The sequence below is a fragment of the Desulfoluna sp. genome (genome assembly GCF_030145185.1).
Lineage (GTDB): Bacteria > Desulfobacterota > Desulfobacteria > Desulfobacterales > Desulfolunaceae > Desulfoluna.
In genome coordinates this window covers 1-16,320 of sequence record NZ_JAQYWB010000004.1, presented here as the reverse complement: position 1 = coordinate 16,320, position 16,320 = coordinate 1, and the positions used below count along the sequence as shown (strand labels likewise).

The following is a 16,320-nucleotide window of genomic DNA, read 5'->3' as shown; positions in this document are numbered from 1 at the left end:
AGATGTCCCTATCGCGTCACGCATTAACCGAATGATTCCACGGCCTCGACCAGGGTGGTGATATTTTCTAACGGCGTGTCGTAAGCCACGTCCGCACCGGCTGTGGCGATGACAAACCGATCGTCGTCGGCTCTGTCGTCAAGAAGCGCCCTGCAGGCGGTTCGAATCTCTTCCGGAGTGAGTCGCCACAGGTTCGGCCCGTTGATATTGCCCATCAGCAATTTTTCCCGCCCAATCTGTTCCCGGACGTCCGCAAAACTGTCCCGGTCATCCAGCGCAAAGGCCGCCACATTCGGTAAATCGTCATAGAGACCCATACATGTCGAAAGGGGGTTTCCCCCGTGATGAAAGACCAGGGGCGCGTTCACCTCTTGAAAGGCTTCAGTCAGGGCCGGCATCACCGTCGTTTCCAATATGTTGGGGGTCAGGATCTTCGGGTGGGAGAACATGGAGGGAATCACCAGTAAATCGGCCCCCTCGGCGACCAGGGTATTGGCCCAGCGCACAAAAAATCGGGTGGTTTTTTCCAGGGTCCGTCGGGTGTTTTCCGGATCAAACAAAAGGGTTTCCAGCCAGCCGTCGATCCCCATGATCAGGGCCGGTAAGTCCACGGGAGAAAGCAGGAGCCCTGCAACCGGACGTGTCCCCTGGCTGGCTTCCGCCAGAAGCCGGGTGGATTCGCGCAGATACCTCAGCCTTGGATGTGTCTCCATATCCGGATCAGGCAGGGAGGCCATCTCTCTGCCATGACGAATCACCGGTTTTCTCAGGTTGGGAGGACTCTTGGCAAGATAGACGATCTCACTGCCGAAGGCTTCCGCCTCAGCGGTCAGGACAAACGGGGTAAAAAGGATGTCCGGCCGGCAATGCTCGATGACCGCCTGTTGCCCTTTCAGGTACGCCTGGGGAGAGGTATAATACTCTTTCAGGGGGCAACCCGTCAGTTTCGCCCCATACAAGCTCAAAGTCAAAGTGACGGCCCGTCTATCCCTTTTCCTGCCCTGCAATGCGGCCAGAACCCGTTCCATGCTGTTCATCGTCACCCCACCCTTGCTTTCGCCCACAACCGCTCAAAAAATTCGGGTGCGTTCATGGCGGCATCGATGGTTCCGTCGCCCCCCACCTCGTGGACAAGTTCCGGCTGAAGCTTAAACACGGCCCCCCCCACCGCAAGCAGCACTTTCCCCTGCAACCCTCGGGCCTCAATTTCTTCACGCACCCTTTTAATATGGTCTGCCGTGGAATACATCATGGCCGAGACACCGATAATCCGAGCCCCCACCTCCACAGCCTTGGCCACAAACTCCTCTGCAGTCACATCTGAGCCCAGGTCATAGACCTTCCAGCCGGCCGTCCGCAAAAAAGTGCCCACCATTTTTTTGCCCAGCTCATGGTAATCGTCTTCAATATTCCCGATGACCACAGGCCCCTTGCTGTTGGGCCGCCCCTTGGGCGATTCACCGGAGTGGACCATTTTCTCCAAAAGGTCTTCCGCGATTTTCCCCGCGACATACCCTTGGGCCAGGGACAGTTCTTCTTCCACCCACATCTCTCCGATCTCTTTAAGGACCGGTTCCAAAAGCGAAAGAAACACCTCCCGATAGCTGCTTTGGGCGGTCAATGCATCAAGAAACGCGTTGGCTTCATCCCGCTCGGCATGAACAATCAACGCCTTCAATGTCTGCCTGTTCTCATCCACAGGACTCGGTTGAATCATAACTCACCTACATTAAACTCTGTGCCGGTGGGGATGACAACACACTGAAGTGTGTTCCCATCCATCCAGAGCCCTGTTTTTGAGAGTTGCTTACCTTTTCCATAGAAAAGTCCCCCCTTGAAAACAGAATCATCCTGCCTCCTGAACATAAAGAGGCACCCCACCCTATCTGGGGGAATGGCTCCATCTCGATGGTTCTCATTTGTTCATAAATGTGTACAGTTTGTCTGATTTACAGGTGAAAAGCAAGAGAGAGCGACTGAAAAAAAAGGGTCTGCATTGAAATGCAGTTCCTGCTGAGGCCCTAAAAAACACGAAAAAAGCGCTTGCCACGCCCGAAAAAACCGAGCCCAACAAACGCTTTATTACTGTTTAAAAAGGAAATGAGCGGAACCGTTCCCTCCCTTTTTACTGTTGCTCGGTCCCCGGGGTCTGCGCGGCATCCGCGAGCCCGCCCCCCAGAACCTTATACAGACTGACCCTGTTGGACAGCTCCTGGCGCTGCAGATCTATCCGGGCGGTCCGGGAAGCAAACAGCGACCTCTGGGCATCGAGCACACTTAAAAAGGAATCAATGCCCTCGGTATACCGCTTCAGAGACAGATCGTAGGCCTCCTGACTGGCCTGAACCAGCATCTGCTGGGCCTCAAGCTCTTGCCCCAGGGTCTCTCGAGCGGCCAGGGCATCGGCCACCTCTTTAAAAGCCTGTTGCAGCGTTTTTTCATAGTGAACCACGGCGATTTGCTGGTCAATCTTGGCGGCTTTCAGCATAGCCTTGTTTCGTCCGCCATTGAAAATGGGGATGGAGAGGGAGGGGCCGAGTCCCCAGGCGCCAGCACCCGATGAAGAGAAAAGATTGCCAAGATCGGTGCTGGAGTACCCCAGGCTGCCGGTCAGCGCAATGCGCGGGTAAAAAGCCGCGCGGGCTGCACCGATATTTGCCCCGGCCCCTTTGAGTGCATACTCGGCCTGGAGAATATCCGGTCGTTTCAGCAGCACCTCTGACGAGAGTCCCACGGGGATATCTCCCAGAACGGCCGACTCATCAAGCGCGGTTGAAATGGGAATGCCCGACAGCCCCCGGACCCCTAAAATAGCCACCAGGGCGTTTTTATCCAGTTGAACCCTGCGGGTAAATAAAACCGTGTTTACCCGGGCAGATTCCAGAGCAATACGGGCCTGGGCCAGATCCTGCCGGGTGGCCACCCCGTTCTGGTAGCTTTTATCGACCAGCCCATAGGTCTGCTGGCGCGTTTCAAGGGACTCCCGGGAGAGTTCCAGGGTTTGAAGATCACTGGTCAGCTGCAAATAGGCATTGGCTGACTGAGCGATCAAGGCAATGGTGACGCTCATCTGGGCCTGCTCGGTGGCCAGATACGTGTTGAGGGCGACCTGGCTCAAGCTGCCGATGCGACCAAAAAAATCGATCTCATAAAACGGCATGGCAAGACCGGCCTGGTACTTTTCTGCGGAGTTGCCACGAAAATCCTTTTGGTAACTGCCCGTACCGGCTGCATTCAGCTCCGGCAGCAGCTTGGAGCGTTCAATGTTATAGATCGCCTGGGTTTTCTGAACACTGAGCACCGCGGTTTTCAAATCCCGGTTGTTGTCCAGGGCCATCTGGACCACGGACTGCAAAGCCTCAGACTGGAAAAAGGTTTTCCATGGGATATCGGTGGCAAGCCCCTGCTCAGATGCAGGCTTCTGAGTGGCGGTGCCCCCTTGAATCAATGTCCAGTCAGCGGCGGTCACATTTTCAGGCCGCTGATATGTTGGGGCCAGCGAGCACCCTGACAGCATCAGGGCACTTGCCAGCACGACACGTGCAATTTTTTTCATCTATTCCACCTCACCCCTGCCGGATTCCAGCACGGGACTCTTTTTACCTTTAAACGAAGCGATACGCTCAATGAGAACAAAAAACAGGGGCACAAAATAGATGGCCAGAAAGGTCGCCCCGAGCATCCCGCCGATAATGGCGATGCCGATGGCATTCTGACTGGCCGCACCGGCACCGGTGGATCGGGCCAGGGGCAGCACTCCGAGCACAAAGGCCATGGAGGTCATGATGATGGGACGAAACCGCAGCTTAAACGAGACCAGCGCGGCCTCCAAAAGAGGCGTTCCCGACTCATAAAGTTCTTTGGCAAACTCCACAATCAAGATGGCGTTTTTTGCGCACAACCCCACGGTGGTCAGCAAGGCCACCTGAAAGTAAACATCATTGCTCATGCCAAAGGCCAAGTTGGCAAGCACCGATCCCAAAACGCCCAGGGGCAACGCCAGCAGGACTGAAAAAGGAATGGACCAGCTTTCGTACAAGGCCGCCAGACTCAGGAAGACAATGATAATGGAGATGGCATAGAGCGCCGGGCCCTGGGAGCCGGCCATTTTTTCTTCATAGGAGGTGGTTGACCAGGCATACCCGATGCCATCGGGCAGCTCTTCGGCCAGCTTTTCCATTTCAGCCATGGCTTCACCCGTGCTGACGCCGGGGGCATTGCCCCCCTGGATATTAATTGAGGAGTACCCGTTAAAGCGCTCCAAGCGAGGAGACCCGAAGGTCCAGTATCCTTTGGAAAACGAGGTAAACGGGACCATTTTCCCCCGGTTGTTTTTCACGTACCACTTTTCTATATCAGACGGCCCCATCCGATCTTTGGCCTGCCCCTGGACATAGACTTTTTTCACCCGCCCGTTGTCCATAAAATCATTCACATAGGCGGACCCCCAACCCGTCTGCAGGGTGGCGTTGATCTCCCCAATGGAAAGACCTAAGGCGCGGGCTTTTTCCATGTCAATATCCACTTTATACTGGGGCACATCGTCCAATCCGTTGGGCCGAACCCCGACCAGTTTGGGGCTCTGACGGGCCAGGGACAACAACTGATTTCGGGCTTCCATCAGCTTTCCATGCCCCAGACCTTCGTAGTCAATGAGCTGGAGATCAAAGCCGGAGGCCGTTCCAAGGTCGATGATGGGTGGCGGATAAAAAGCAAAAATCATGGCGTCTTTCACCTGGGACATGGCCCGGTTGATCTTCCCTGCCATGGTCATCACCGTCTCTTCCCTTTGATCCCAATCCTTGAGGTTAACAAAAGAGACGGCGGTGTTCTGGCCGTAACCGGAGAAACTGAACCCCACCACAGTCATGTATTCACGAATCTGGTCGGCCAGATTGTTATCGAGATAATCCGTATAGTGTTTAAGGGCTACGGCTGTTCTGGCCGCCGTCGCAGAAGCGGGCGTGGTGACCTGAACCATCAGGACGCCCTGGTCCTCATCCGGCAAAAAGCCCGTGGGAATGCGAACAAACAAAACACCCAGCCCCACAAAAATCATCAGGTACACCGCAATGGAACGTTTCCAGTTGCGCGCGATTTTACCCGAGGCGAGATGGCTGACGTCTCTGGCCTGGTTAAAGACCCGGTTAAACCAGCCAAAAAAACCGGTCTTTTTTTCGTGGTGACCGGGGGCGATGGGTTTGAGAAGGGTGGCACACAGAACCGGGGTTAAAATCAAAGCCACAAGCACCGAAAAGGTCATGGCGGAGACAATGGTGATGGAAAACTGCCGGTAAATGGCACCGGCTGACCCGGAGAAGAACGCCATGGGAATAAACACAGCGGAGAGAACCATCCCGATGCCGATGAGGGCACCGGTGATCTGGTCCATGGATTTCCGAGTCGCTTCCAGGGGGGACAAGCCCTCTTCCGCCATCACGCGTTCCACGTTTTCCACCACAACAATGGCATCATCCACCAGCAGACCAATGGCCAGAACCATGGCGAACATGGTCAAGGTGTTGATGGTAAACCCGAACACATGCAGGGTCGCAAAGGTTCCCAGCAAAACAACCGGGACGGCCAGGGTGGGAATCAGGGTGGCCCTGAAGTTCTGCAGAAACAAAAGCATGACAAAAAAGACGAGAACAACGGCCTCAAGGAGGGTATGAACCACCGACTCAATGGAAATCTCCACAAAGGGCGTCGTATCGTAGGGGAAGGAATAGCCCACCCCGTCCGGCAGGTATGCGGCCAGCTCTTCGAGTTTATCCTTCACCCGTTTTGCCGTATCCAGGGCGTTGGCCCCGGTGGCAAGGCTGACACCAAAGGCGGCCGCCGGAGACCCGTTGCGTTCAACCAGGGTCCCATAGGTCTCTTGTCCCAGGGAGATGGAGGCCACATCATGAAGACGCAGCTGAGAACCATCTTCATTGACGCGCAGAATAATATCCCGGAACTCATCGACGGTTTTCAACCGGGATTGCGCCAGTATCGTGGCATTGATCTGCTGGCCTTCAACAGCGGGCAAGGCACCGAACTGCCCGGCAGACACATCGATGTTCTGTTCGGAGATGGCATGCAGCACTTCATTGGTTGAAATATTATAAGAGTACAGTTTCTCAGGATTGAGCCACACCCGCATGGCATAAGGAGAGCCAAAGGCGTTGACTGAACCGACCCCCTTGATGCGTGTGATGGGCTCCTGAATACGGGAAGCCACCAGGTCTGCCAGATAGGTTTGCCCGATCTCCGGATTGGTGGAGTGAAAACTGGTGACAAACAAAAAAGCTGTCGAGGCTTTCGCCACCACCACCCCCTGGGCCTGGACAGCCGCAGGCAGCAAAGGCATGGCCGTTTGCACCTTGTTTTGTACCTGAACCTGGGCAATGTCCGGATCGGTCCCCGGTTCCAGGGTGACCTTAATCTCCACTTTGCCGGTGGCATCGGAGGTGGAGCTGAAATAACGCATATTGTCGATACCGGTCAGCTGCTGTTCGATGACCTGGGTGACCGAGTTTTGAACCGTATCCGCCGAGGCTCCCGGATAAAACGTATTCACGGAGATCTGGGGCGGGGCAAGGGTCGGGTACTGTTCTACAGGCATCTGCGGGATCGACAGGACCCCTGCCAGCATAATAAGTAGCGCGATCACCCAGGCAAAAACCGGGCGATCTAAAAAAAATCGTGACATAAATCGTCTTCCTTACTTCGTTATAGCATGATGCTGAATGGCTAATTGGCCAGGGCCAATGTGACGGGAGAGACATCGACCGCACTGCCGGGTCGAAGCCTTTGAAAACCCTCGGTGACAATGGAGTCCCCGGCTTCAACGCCTGAGGTCACGATCCATTGGTTCCCATGGGCGCCATCCACCTCGATGGTTTGGGGATGGACCGTGCTGTCCGTGCCCACCACCCAGGCCACCATTTTTCCATTGGGCTGCAAAATAGCCGCTCTCTGGGGGATTAAAACCACCTGTGCGTTATCTAAGAACAAGGTGGCGCTGGCAAAAAAGCCAGGATACAGGTCTTCATCCGGGTTGGGGAACAAGGCCCTGAGCACCACGGAAGAGGTGGTGGGATCTACGGTCACCTCGGAGAACTGAAGCTCCCCGGTATGGCCATACACGCCCTCGTTGTCCCCATAGTCCAACGTCACCCGAATCTTGTCGGTATGGATGCTTTTCTTCTTCAGTTCAGACAATTTCTCCCGGGCCTGCTGCATATCCAGATAAATGGGATCCAGCTGAGTGATCTGGGCCATCACCTGGGGTTGATTGGCCGTGACAAGCGCCCCTTCAGTCACCGTTGATTTGCCGATACGGCCTGTAATCGGGGCATACACCCGGGTATAATCCACATTGATTTTTGCCTGAGCCACCGAGGCCTTGGCCACGGCGATACTGGCACGCGCCTGAAGCAATGCGGCATAGGCATCATCGTAATCCTGTCGGCTGACCGCCTTATCTTTTACCAGCCGACCATAGCGGGCTTCACGGGCCTGGGTTGTTTCAAGCTGGGCCTTGGCCTTCAGCAGATTTGCCAGGGTCGAATCGTAGACAGCCTGGTAGGAGGAGGCATCAATCTGATAGAGCGGCTGCCCCTTCTTTACCATTCCGCCTTCCACAAAAAATCGTTTGACCACAATCCCAGTCACCTGGGGCCTTATTTCCGCCACTTTAAAGGCGTTGACCCGACCCGGAACGGTCTGGGTATACTGAATGGTTGTTTTTTCCAAGGTCACGACGGACACCGGGGCTTTGTACACGGCAGCCGCCCCTTTTCCGGGTTCCTGCGCCAGGGCAAAGGCCGGAATCGCAATGAGTCCAAGGGCTATGACGGCGATCAGTCGTGTGATGCCAGAGGCGTGACTTAAATGAAACAAAGGCAATTTTATTTTTCCAAAAATCATGATTTTTCTCCAAATCATAAATATTTTTTTACGTCCTCCCCAGCTCAAACCGGGGCTTAAATGATAAACCGCTCAAAGTGATGTTTAGACAACGCCCGTCAGCGCATGTTCGCCTTGCGTCCTCCTTATTAAAACTCTAAAAAAAGACATATATTAATTTTTACTATAATTAGTCATCGATTCTGCAACAGCTGTCCATTCCCCATGAAATCTCACCGGGTCCAACGAGACTCAAACAGCCCCGCCTCCTTCAAAATAGGCTGAAGTGTTGTGCACGGGTACGATCAAACATAAAGCATGGAAGGTGGAAACCGCCGAGGCCCCGGTTCCATTCTGATGGCACGCAAAAAAACACTGGATGCGCTTTAGCTTATGCCTCCGGCGGCCCTGCCGGGGGCTATACTTTTGAAAAGTTTAATAAACGAGTTTTAAAAATCTATTTGTCACCCATGGCGAAAAGTCCGGCTGGGTGGAGCACCCAAATAAATGCTCCATCGATACGCAAACCCTTAAAATTCAAATCCCAAATTGGATAAAATCCGAAGATGGGTCTGTTGCATCGTCTGAAGATCCTCCTCGGGTATGCCGTTGAACACTTCGGCCGAGAAAGCCGCCACGATGGGTGCATACTTTTCCAGAACCGCCCGTCCCTGATCCGTCAGAAAAACAAGCAACCGCCGTTTATCCCCGCCATCGGAACGACGCTCCACATAGCCTTTTTGTTCAATGGCAGTGATAATGCGGGTCATGTTGTGCCGATTTTTATGGATGAGTCTTGCCAGTTGACTCTGGTGAGCCCCCTCATTTTTCACGAGCATGGCAAGCACCATAAAGTTTTCCGGTGTGATGTCCGCTCCTGCAGCCTCAAACCGACGCCGGATACCCGCGCCGATTCCCAGGTCGAGAATATGGATAATTAAACCCTTTAAATCCCGATCCGGAAAAATAGAGGGGTCAAAAATATCAAACTCTTTGGGCAATGTAATTTTTGTTGTCATAGTAACGTTGTCATAGCAACATTATTTTTACAGGGCAATAGTCTCCATCCAAGTGACTCATTTTCAACGCCCACCAGCACAAAGATAAAGTATTTTTAGCCTATGAAACAAGCCCTTTAAAGAGATGATATTTTTTTTAAGGGCACCCCCGAAAATCGGACGGGACCCCTCTTTCACGGCCATATGCTCCTTTACAGGCCACATGAGTGCCACCCATGCAAACGCACCCGTAAGAAAATTCAGGCGCGGGTGCCCCGCAAAACAAAAAAAACACCGTCCGTTCTCCGCCCAATACTTTTGTCGTGCCTCCTCCCTTGTCAGATTCCGAAATAACGGACACCTCTATAAACACAGTTTTATACCCGGATTCATTAATCATCCCGGACAAAGGAACAGGTATCGTCCCATTTTAAGGAACAGCCCGACTCAAAAACAAGTGTTCTCAACCGCCCGGCCCACGTCACCCTCCTCGTCATCCCCTTCCGAAAACTCCATGCCACCGAGATCTCTGCTCCACATCCCCCACCACAACCCCGTGGCATCAATTTTGCTTTGAATTGATTCGTTCGAATAAAACAAAAAGGCATTTTACTACCTGAGACACGACACCCTTTTGATTTGAATCCGCACCGGCCCCGATCACTGCGGACAGGGAGACACAAATGCACCGCTTGACCCGCACACTCATCCTCTTTACTCCCCTTATTTTAGGGCTCTTAGCACTCACCCCCCCCTCCGCAGGGTCAGAAACACGACCCAAAGTCATGCTTCTCCACAGCTATCATGCATCCAATGTATGGGATATCTCGGTGGCGCAAGGCGTAAAGGACGCCTTGGCCGATGAGTTCTATTTTCCGGACAAAAACCTCACCCTTAAGTCATTCTACATGGACACCAAACGGCGTACCTCCCGTGAATGGAAGGAGGATGCGGGCAACATGGCCCGTGAAGCCATCCACCGTTTCCAGCCAGCCGTGGTCATTGCCCTGGATGACAACTGCCAGGAATACGTGGTCCGACGGATGAATAAAGCGAATTGTGCCTTTGTCTTTGCAGGGGTTAACCGAGACCCCGAGGCGTATGGGATCATTTCCGACCGAGACAACCCGGGAAGTAACATCACCGGTGCACTGGAGAGAGAACGATTTCCAGAGAGCCTGGCCTTCCTGAGACGCATCGTCCCCAAGGTCAGACGCCTGGCCCTCATTTCCGACGCATCCCCCACTGGAGCCCCTGTGGTTCAAAGGATCAACGCCCAGGCACCCGCCTGTGGAGCGGAGGTGGTCGCCACCCTTCAAACCGACAGCTTCACCGCCTGGAAAGCCTTTGTCACCCAGGTTCAATCCCAGGCGGATGCCCTGGCCGTGGTCGTCTACCATACTTTGAAGGACGACAGCGGAAACTATGTCCCGGCCGAAGAGGTCCTTGCCTGGACCACAGCCCACAGCACACTTCCCGACATGGGGTTCTGGCCCTGGGCCGTCTCACAGGGGCTCCTCTGTTCGGACGCCATCTCCGGCTATGACCAGGGATACTATGTGGGCACCCTCACCTCTTACATTCTGGGTGGACAGTCCCCCGGCGACTTTCCTGTGGCCGCCCCCCGAACAGGGCAACCCTGCATCAACAAGGCCCGAGCCGACGAACTCGGCCTCACAGTGCCCATACACCTGACCAAAACATCCCAACTCTTCCCCAAAATGACAGCCCGGGCCCTCCCCTCTTCCCCGCCAGACTGACACGCACGTGAGCGACCTATTCGACGATTTACGGAACCTGTAGCGGTTTATTCGAATACTGCCATCAAACAAGGAACCCCCCATGATCATTACATGCAATCACTGCGGCAAAACATACAGTATAAAGGAAAGCAAGCTATCCGTGGACCGTTCCAAGGCCAGATGTCTGACCTGTGGCGAATGGTTCATCATCGCCAGGGAGACGGAGCCGGCCTCACCCGAGCCTGTGCATCCCACGGCCAAAAAGGATCGCATGGCATCGGACACAGCCTCTCCTGCACCCGAACCAGAAACGGTCCCTATTTCCATCGAAATCCCGGAGCCCCAGCAGGCCAGCGCCTCTCAGGTGGCCACGAACAGCAGCCCTTCCCGAAGGGGGATCGGGCTCACCGGAAAATTCATCCTGTTTTCCATCCTCCCCTTTCTCGTCGTCTGCACAGCCAGCCTCTGGTACTACACACAATGGGTGATGCCCCGCATGGACACCCAGGTTGCCGAGACCATGTCTGATGCCATCTGGAGCATTGAACAAAAACACCTCAGGGAGCAGAGCCACGCCAACGCCCGGCAGGTTCGTCAATATCTCTTCAGCCACCCGGACCTCATCAACCGGAACTTTAACCGAGACATCTATTTTAAAAAAATAGCCATCAAAAAAATCGGTGACTCTGGCTTCACCTTTCTCTACGAACAGCCCAACCCCGGAGGGGTCTGGCGCAGTTGGGCCCACGTGGACCCCAAAATCGTGGGACGTGACCTCTCAGAATTGAAATCAAACCAGCCCGACTTCGATACCTTCTGGAACATCCTCACCGCGGTGGAAACCGCCCCCTCTGCTGCGGGTTTCTACCACTGGCAGGACAAAGGAGAGACCCGTCGATGGTACATGACCGTCGCCAAAGTACGCGGCACCCCGTATGTAACGGGAACCGCTTTTAAAGCCGAAGAGATTGAAAAAAGCGTCACCCTGATTCGACAGCAAACCCGACGTATCACCACAGAGGCCCTGCAGGGAACACTCCTGGCGATGGGGCTTGGAGCCCTTCTGGCCGCTTCTATCTTTATATTCTATGGCCGCCGCACAACCCGCCGGATCATCCACCTCTCCGACGTGGCCGACCGCATCAGCCTGGGAGAACTGACAATACCTGTCCATGTAGACGCAGGCGATGAGATCGGCGAGCTGGCCGAAGCCATCAGCCGCATGCGAGACAGCATCAGCGTGGCGATTAAACGGCTGAGGAAGAAAAGCAATCGGTAACGGCCAAGGCAACACACCGGATGCCAACCCATGACAGCCCCCATCAACCCACCCGGTGCGTCTTTAGAAGACGCCCCGGTTTTCTGGAGAATCGATCATGATAACAAAGCTTCGATTTTACGCCCTGATGACCCTGCTTTTTCTCACCATCGGGACCCCGGCTTCTGCCGACTCAAAACGTGTGCTGATCCTCCAGAGCTATCATGCGGAATACACCTGGGTTAAAGACGTCACCCAGGGCATTCGTGAAGCCCTTGAAGAAGAACGGTTCATGGAAGGCGTTAACCTGTCCCTCACCACCTTCTACATGGACACCAAGCGCCACACTGAGACCGACTGGAAACAGAAGAAAGGACAGGAGGCCCTGGCCCTTATCAACACCCTGAAGCCGGATGTGATCATCGCAAGCGATGACAATGCCCTGCACCACGTGGTAAGCCACCTCAAAGATACCGCCTGGCCCATCGTATTCACCGGAGTCAACGGAGACCCGACAGAAAACGGGATGATCGACACCCTTCTGGCCCCCGGACACAATATCTCCGGCTGCCTGGAACGGGAACGGTTTAAAGGCTCCATCTGCCTTCTCAAACGCGTGGTCCCAGGCGCCTCACGCATTGCCGTCATCAGCGATAAGGGCCCCACCTCCCTGCCGATCCTGGAGCGTATCAAGCAACAAGCCGATCAGAACGGCGTCACCATCGCAGGCATCAAGGCGGCAACAACCTTTGAGGAATGGCAACAATTTGTCCTGAAGATGCAAAATCAGGCGGATGCCCTGGTGGTCATCACCTACCATGTGGTGAAAAATGACAAAGGAGACAAAGTGGCCCCGGAGGATGTGCTGCGCTGGACCGTGGAAAACAACCGCTTGCCCGAGGTCGGCTTCTGGAAATGGGCCGTAGAAGATGGCCTGCTCCTCTCCGAGGCGATCTCCGGCTTCCAGCAGGGCTATCACGCAGGCACCCTGGCCGCCTTTATCCTGGAGGGACAGGCCCCCGCGGAGTTTGCCGTCACCACCCCCCGACGCGGTGAACGCTGCATCAACCTGTCACGGGCCACCTCATTGGGCCTCACCATCCCCGCAGAGCTCCAATCCTTCACCACCCTCTTCACAACCCAGCGGGTTCTCAAATAGGGTACCCACCAGCGTAACGCATGACCGCCGGTGCCGGGGGATTTAAGGTAGGGTGTGCTTGCGCACCGCCGAAGCGCCGCACCGATCATCGACGCCGACAAGCCTGGAGTCCCCCTTACCCCGATCAGGCAGAGAGATGAAAATCGGTTTTGCAGGCAAATACGGCTCCCATTTTCTGCCGTGGAACGATTACCAGCAAAAAGCCGTTTAACCTCGAACCACACAAAAAGCAAAAACAGGGCAAGCATTCAGCCACCACAAAAAAAATTCCATTTCGATCTCTGGCTTTTTTTCGTGTCTTTCGTGCTTTTCGTGGTTCAAAAATTTATTAAGCTCTTTTCTATAGAAGCAGAATCGCAAGGACACCCTTTAGCCCGGATATTTCACGAGTTGGGTGCGCTCATATGCAAGGCATCAGAGCTGAAGATGTAGTGGTTTACCTCAAGGCTCTGATAACGCGGCAGATGAGTGCACCCGGCTCGCCCAAAGGGTGAGAAAATCAAACAGAATACCGTGGATTACATTTTGCATTTTTGAAACGGCTGAAAATATGGCTGCAAAGAACTGTCATTACGAATTATTCCTTAGTCCTGATTGTTTTCTCATGAAATATCCGGGTTAGCGTAACGCATGACCACCGGTGCCGGGGGCTCTAAGGTAGGGTGTGCTTGCGCACCGCCGAAGCACCGCACCGATCATCGACGCCGACAAGCCTGGAGCCCCCTTCCACCGATCAGATAGAGAGAAGAAAATCCGTTTTCCTGGCAAATACGGCTTCCAGTGTCTGCCGAGGACTCGATTGCCAGCAAAAAACTGTTTAACCTCGAACCACACAAAAAGCAAAAACAGGGCAAGCATTCAGCCACCACAAAAAAAATCCCATTTCGATCTCTGGCTTTTTTTCATGTCTTTCGTGCTTTTCGTGGTTCAAAAATAATTTACGCTCTTTTCTATAGAAGCAAAATCGCAAGGACCGCCCTACAGGGTTACGCATGACCACCGGTGCTGGGGGGTCTAAGGTAGGGTGTGCTTGCGCACCGCTGAAGCGCCGCACCGCTCATCGAAGCCGACAAGCCTGGAGTCCCCTTCCACTTATAAGGCAGAGAGAAGAAAATCCGTTTTACAGGCAAATCCGGCGTCCAGTGTCTGCCGTGGAACGATTGCCAGCAAAAAACCGTTTAACCACAACAGATTACTGAAACCCACGTCGTCTTCGATTGGGGCCGTGAAGAGCAAAAACGGATGACGCTTCCAATAGATGAGTTCATCGAACGATTTCTCTATCACGTTCCACCGCCACGCTCCATTCTGGTTCGATCTTACGGGCTCTACTCTCAGGTTAAAAAGTAGACCCATCTAAAACTATCTGCCCGACCTGCGGAAAGCCTCTGATTGTTACCCGAGTCATCCCCCCATTCGGCAGAGAATCAAGAATAAACAGCCCACCGGGAACCCACGGCATGATCATTTGCGGGTGGCACTAACTGTTTATGTTTTCACATTTTTCATGCATTGACAGCACGGGTGAGTTCTGCTTTAAATCAGCTGGGCATAGGAAGTATTTCACTAAACCTACATCACAATGGAAAAGTTTTTTGGAAATTCACTCTTTGATCGCGCAAAACAGAGAGTTGCATTACATAATTTGACGCTTCGTGACGTGGATTTTGTGTTGAAACTCCATAGAGACTGGCCAATTCGAGCGCTGTCGTGGCGCGGGTCTGTTCAACAATTCGTTGAAGGGATCAGCTTCGCATTACGGGGTGCTGTCTGTGCTTCAAGCACTGTCCCTTAACTATTCGTTAGCTTCATGGAGAAACCTCAATGAATGAAGTAGATGAAAAATATCATGACCTTGCTCTAAAGGCTCTTTTCAAGGGGCTTTATGATTGTAGAATTCAAGACGATATTTCTTTGAATATAGAGAAATCAGAGATATTGAAAGCATTTGATTATTCCGGAAATATTCTTAGAAGTAACTCAGGTGACGATCATTATCGGATGATGGCCGAAGCTGTGTTTGAGACCTGTATAAGGCTGGCGAGATGCCTATTTTTCCCAATGGAGGCGAGAACCATAGTCCTGCAAGACAAGCAATACCCAATCTCTGCGGAGCAGCAGATAGATGTTTTGAGGCGGAACCTGAAAGAATTAGAGCAATATAAAAGCTAACAAAATGTTCCTGTTGAAATTTTATCCGTTGCTTTTTTTTGTGTTTGATAAAAAAAAGTATCCACTCCAAAAATTCAACAGAACACGGCGTTAGCGTGATTCAAAGGTCCCAAAGTGGAAATATTAGAGATCGAAATTTGGCAAATTGAACCACCTCATAAACCACGTGACTGCAGTAGAGTAAAGAAGCTGGAGCAGAATCTGAAAGGTGGTTGGATTGGCAGACCTCTCTTGGTTGAGCAACTCAAACTAATAGGGGAACTATCGCAACGATATGCAGCGTGGACAGGAAGCCACCGAATCGCGGCAGCAAAAAACCTTGGTTTTAAAAGTGTTCCCTGTCTGATGATCACCTTGGAAGAAGCAAATATAGCGATTGATCGTGGTGGATACAATCGAAAGGTGGGCTATAGTTCGTTGAGGAATGCAATTTCAGGTCACGACGGTTTGGGTGACACACACAAACTCACTGCTTTGGTAGAGGTTGGTCTATCTGATGCTGCTGAAATCATGCGCACTGAGATTGTTGAGAATGATAGAGACTGTGAAATATAAATGAGTTAACAAGAGCTCAGCTAACAATGCAAATGCACTCGGACGGCAAAAGCCGCGCCGCTTCGCTCTGCAACTTTTGCCGCCGGTGATTTGCGACGTAAGCCTTATCGGAACTTGGAAAAACGTAAGGGGTTGTGGTTTTTCCCTTCGCTCAATAGCTTCTTTCTTTGAACTTTTCCACTGTTTGTCACAGGAGTATCCTCGTGTAAAACAGTGCCAACAAGGGTCACAAAACCAGCTTTCTGGGTTTTAGGGTGGCTCGTTTAACGGTTTTGTTCATAGGCTGTCGTGTTCGTGAGAGATGGCCGCAACTCAAAGGTTATCGGTTTCCTTTCTTTCAGTTCGAGAGGTCTTCTCCATTCAGTTGTCCCCAAGGCCTTGGGTTTTAGGGGCATCTTTAATTGAAGCACGGCTTACATCGGGATAGGACCCCTCATCACTGAAGGGCCCTCCCACACCACCTGGCATACGGATCGCGTACCTCGGCGATTCGGCTGATCAAAGGAATTAAACTCCCGGAAGAAACAATCCGCGAGAGAGGAA

12 protein-coding genes are annotated in these 16,320 nt (G+C 53.1%); 6 read left to right on the top strand and 6 right to left on the bottom strand.

The window, feature by feature from the left end; genetic code table 11:
* Positions 1 to 23: 23 nt before the first annotated feature.
* The 6 genes from Q1Q75_RS01690 to Q1Q75_RS01665 all read right to left on the bottom strand — a co-directional run bounded on the left by Q1Q75_RS01690 (position 24) and on the right by Q1Q75_RS01665 (position 8,912).
* On the bottom strand, positions 24 to 1,037 hold the full coding sequence (locus tag Q1Q75_RS01690) for a uroporphyrinogen decarboxylase family protein (protein WP_300667278.1): 1,014 nt from the start codon (positions 1,035 to 1,037) through the stop codon (positions 24 to 26).
* A gap of 2 nt (positions 1,038 to 1,039) precedes the next feature.
* Complete coding sequence (locus tag Q1Q75_RS01685; protein WP_300667277.1) at positions 1,040 to 1,717, bottom strand: cobalamin-dependent protein; 678 nt, start codon at positions 1,715 to 1,717, stop codon at positions 1,040 to 1,042.
* A 408-nt stretch (positions 1,718 to 2,125) separates the two neighbouring features.
* A complete protein-coding gene (locus tag Q1Q75_RS01680) occupies positions 2,126 to 3,556 on the bottom strand; it encodes an efflux transporter outer membrane subunit (RefSeq protein ID WP_300667276.1) in 1,431 nt (476 codons plus the stop codon).
* Positions 3,557 to 6,694, bottom strand: coding sequence for an efflux RND transporter permease subunit (locus Q1Q75_RS01675; RefSeq protein ID WP_300667275.1), 3,138 nt, complete (start codon positions 6,692 to 6,694; stop codon positions 3,557 to 3,559). It lies immediately after the preceding gene.
* 41 nt (positions 6,695 to 6,735) lie between these two features.
* Positions 6,736 to 7,914 carry an efflux RND transporter periplasmic adaptor subunit gene (locus tag Q1Q75_RS01670; protein WP_300667274.1) on the bottom strand — a complete coding sequence of 393 codons (1,179 nt, stop codon included), beginning with the start codon at positions 7,912 to 7,914 and terminating at the stop codon, positions 6,736 to 6,738.
* A 509-nt stretch (positions 7,915 to 8,423) separates the two neighbouring features.
* Positions 8,424 to 8,912, bottom strand: a complete 489-nt coding sequence (locus tag Q1Q75_RS01665; protein ID WP_300667273.1) for a MarR family transcriptional regulator — start codon at positions 8,910 to 8,912, stop codon at positions 8,424 to 8,426.
* 662 nt (positions 8,913 to 9,574) lie between these two features.
* Between Q1Q75_RS01665 and Q1Q75_RS01660 the strand changes: the two genes are divergently transcribed.
* The 6 genes from Q1Q75_RS01660 (at position 9,575) to Q1Q75_RS01640 (ending at position 15,777) form a co-directional block, all read left to right on the top strand.
* On the top strand, positions 9,575 to 10,651 hold the full coding sequence (locus Q1Q75_RS01660; protein WP_300667272.1) for an ABC transporter substrate binding protein: 1,077 nt from the start codon (positions 9,575 to 9,577) through the stop codon (positions 10,649 to 10,651).
* Between the two features lie 82 nt (positions 10,652 to 10,733).
* Positions 10,734 to 11,912: a HAMP domain-containing protein gene (locus Q1Q75_RS01655; protein WP_300667271.1), complete on the top strand. Its 1,179-nt coding sequence runs from the start codon at positions 10,734 to 10,736 to the stop codon at positions 11,910 to 11,912.
* Positions 11,913 to 12,009: 97 nt separating this feature from the next.
* On the top strand, positions 12,010 to 13,050 hold the full coding sequence (locus tag Q1Q75_RS01650; RefSeq protein WP_300667270.1) for an ABC transporter substrate binding protein: 1,041 nt from the start codon (positions 12,010 to 12,012) through the stop codon (positions 13,048 to 13,050).
* Positions 13,051 to 14,241: 1,191 nt separating this feature from the next.
* Positions 14,242 to 14,400, top strand: a complete 159-nt coding sequence (locus Q1Q75_RS22555) for a transposase (RefSeq protein WP_366945133.1) — start codon at positions 14,242 to 14,244, stop codon at positions 14,398 to 14,400.
* Between the two features lie 474 nt (positions 14,401 to 14,874).
* A complete protein-coding gene (locus tag Q1Q75_RS01645) occupies positions 14,875 to 15,222 on the top strand; it encodes a hypothetical protein (protein ID WP_300667269.1) in 348 nt (115 codons plus the stop codon).
* Between the two features lie 114 nt (positions 15,223 to 15,336).
* Positions 15,337 to 15,777 carry a ParB N-terminal domain-containing protein gene (locus tag Q1Q75_RS01640; protein WP_300667268.1) on the top strand — a complete coding sequence of 147 codons (441 nt, stop codon included), beginning with the start codon at positions 15,337 to 15,339 and terminating at the stop codon, positions 15,775 to 15,777.
* The last annotated feature ends 543 nt before the right edge of the window (positions 15,778 to 16,320 follow it).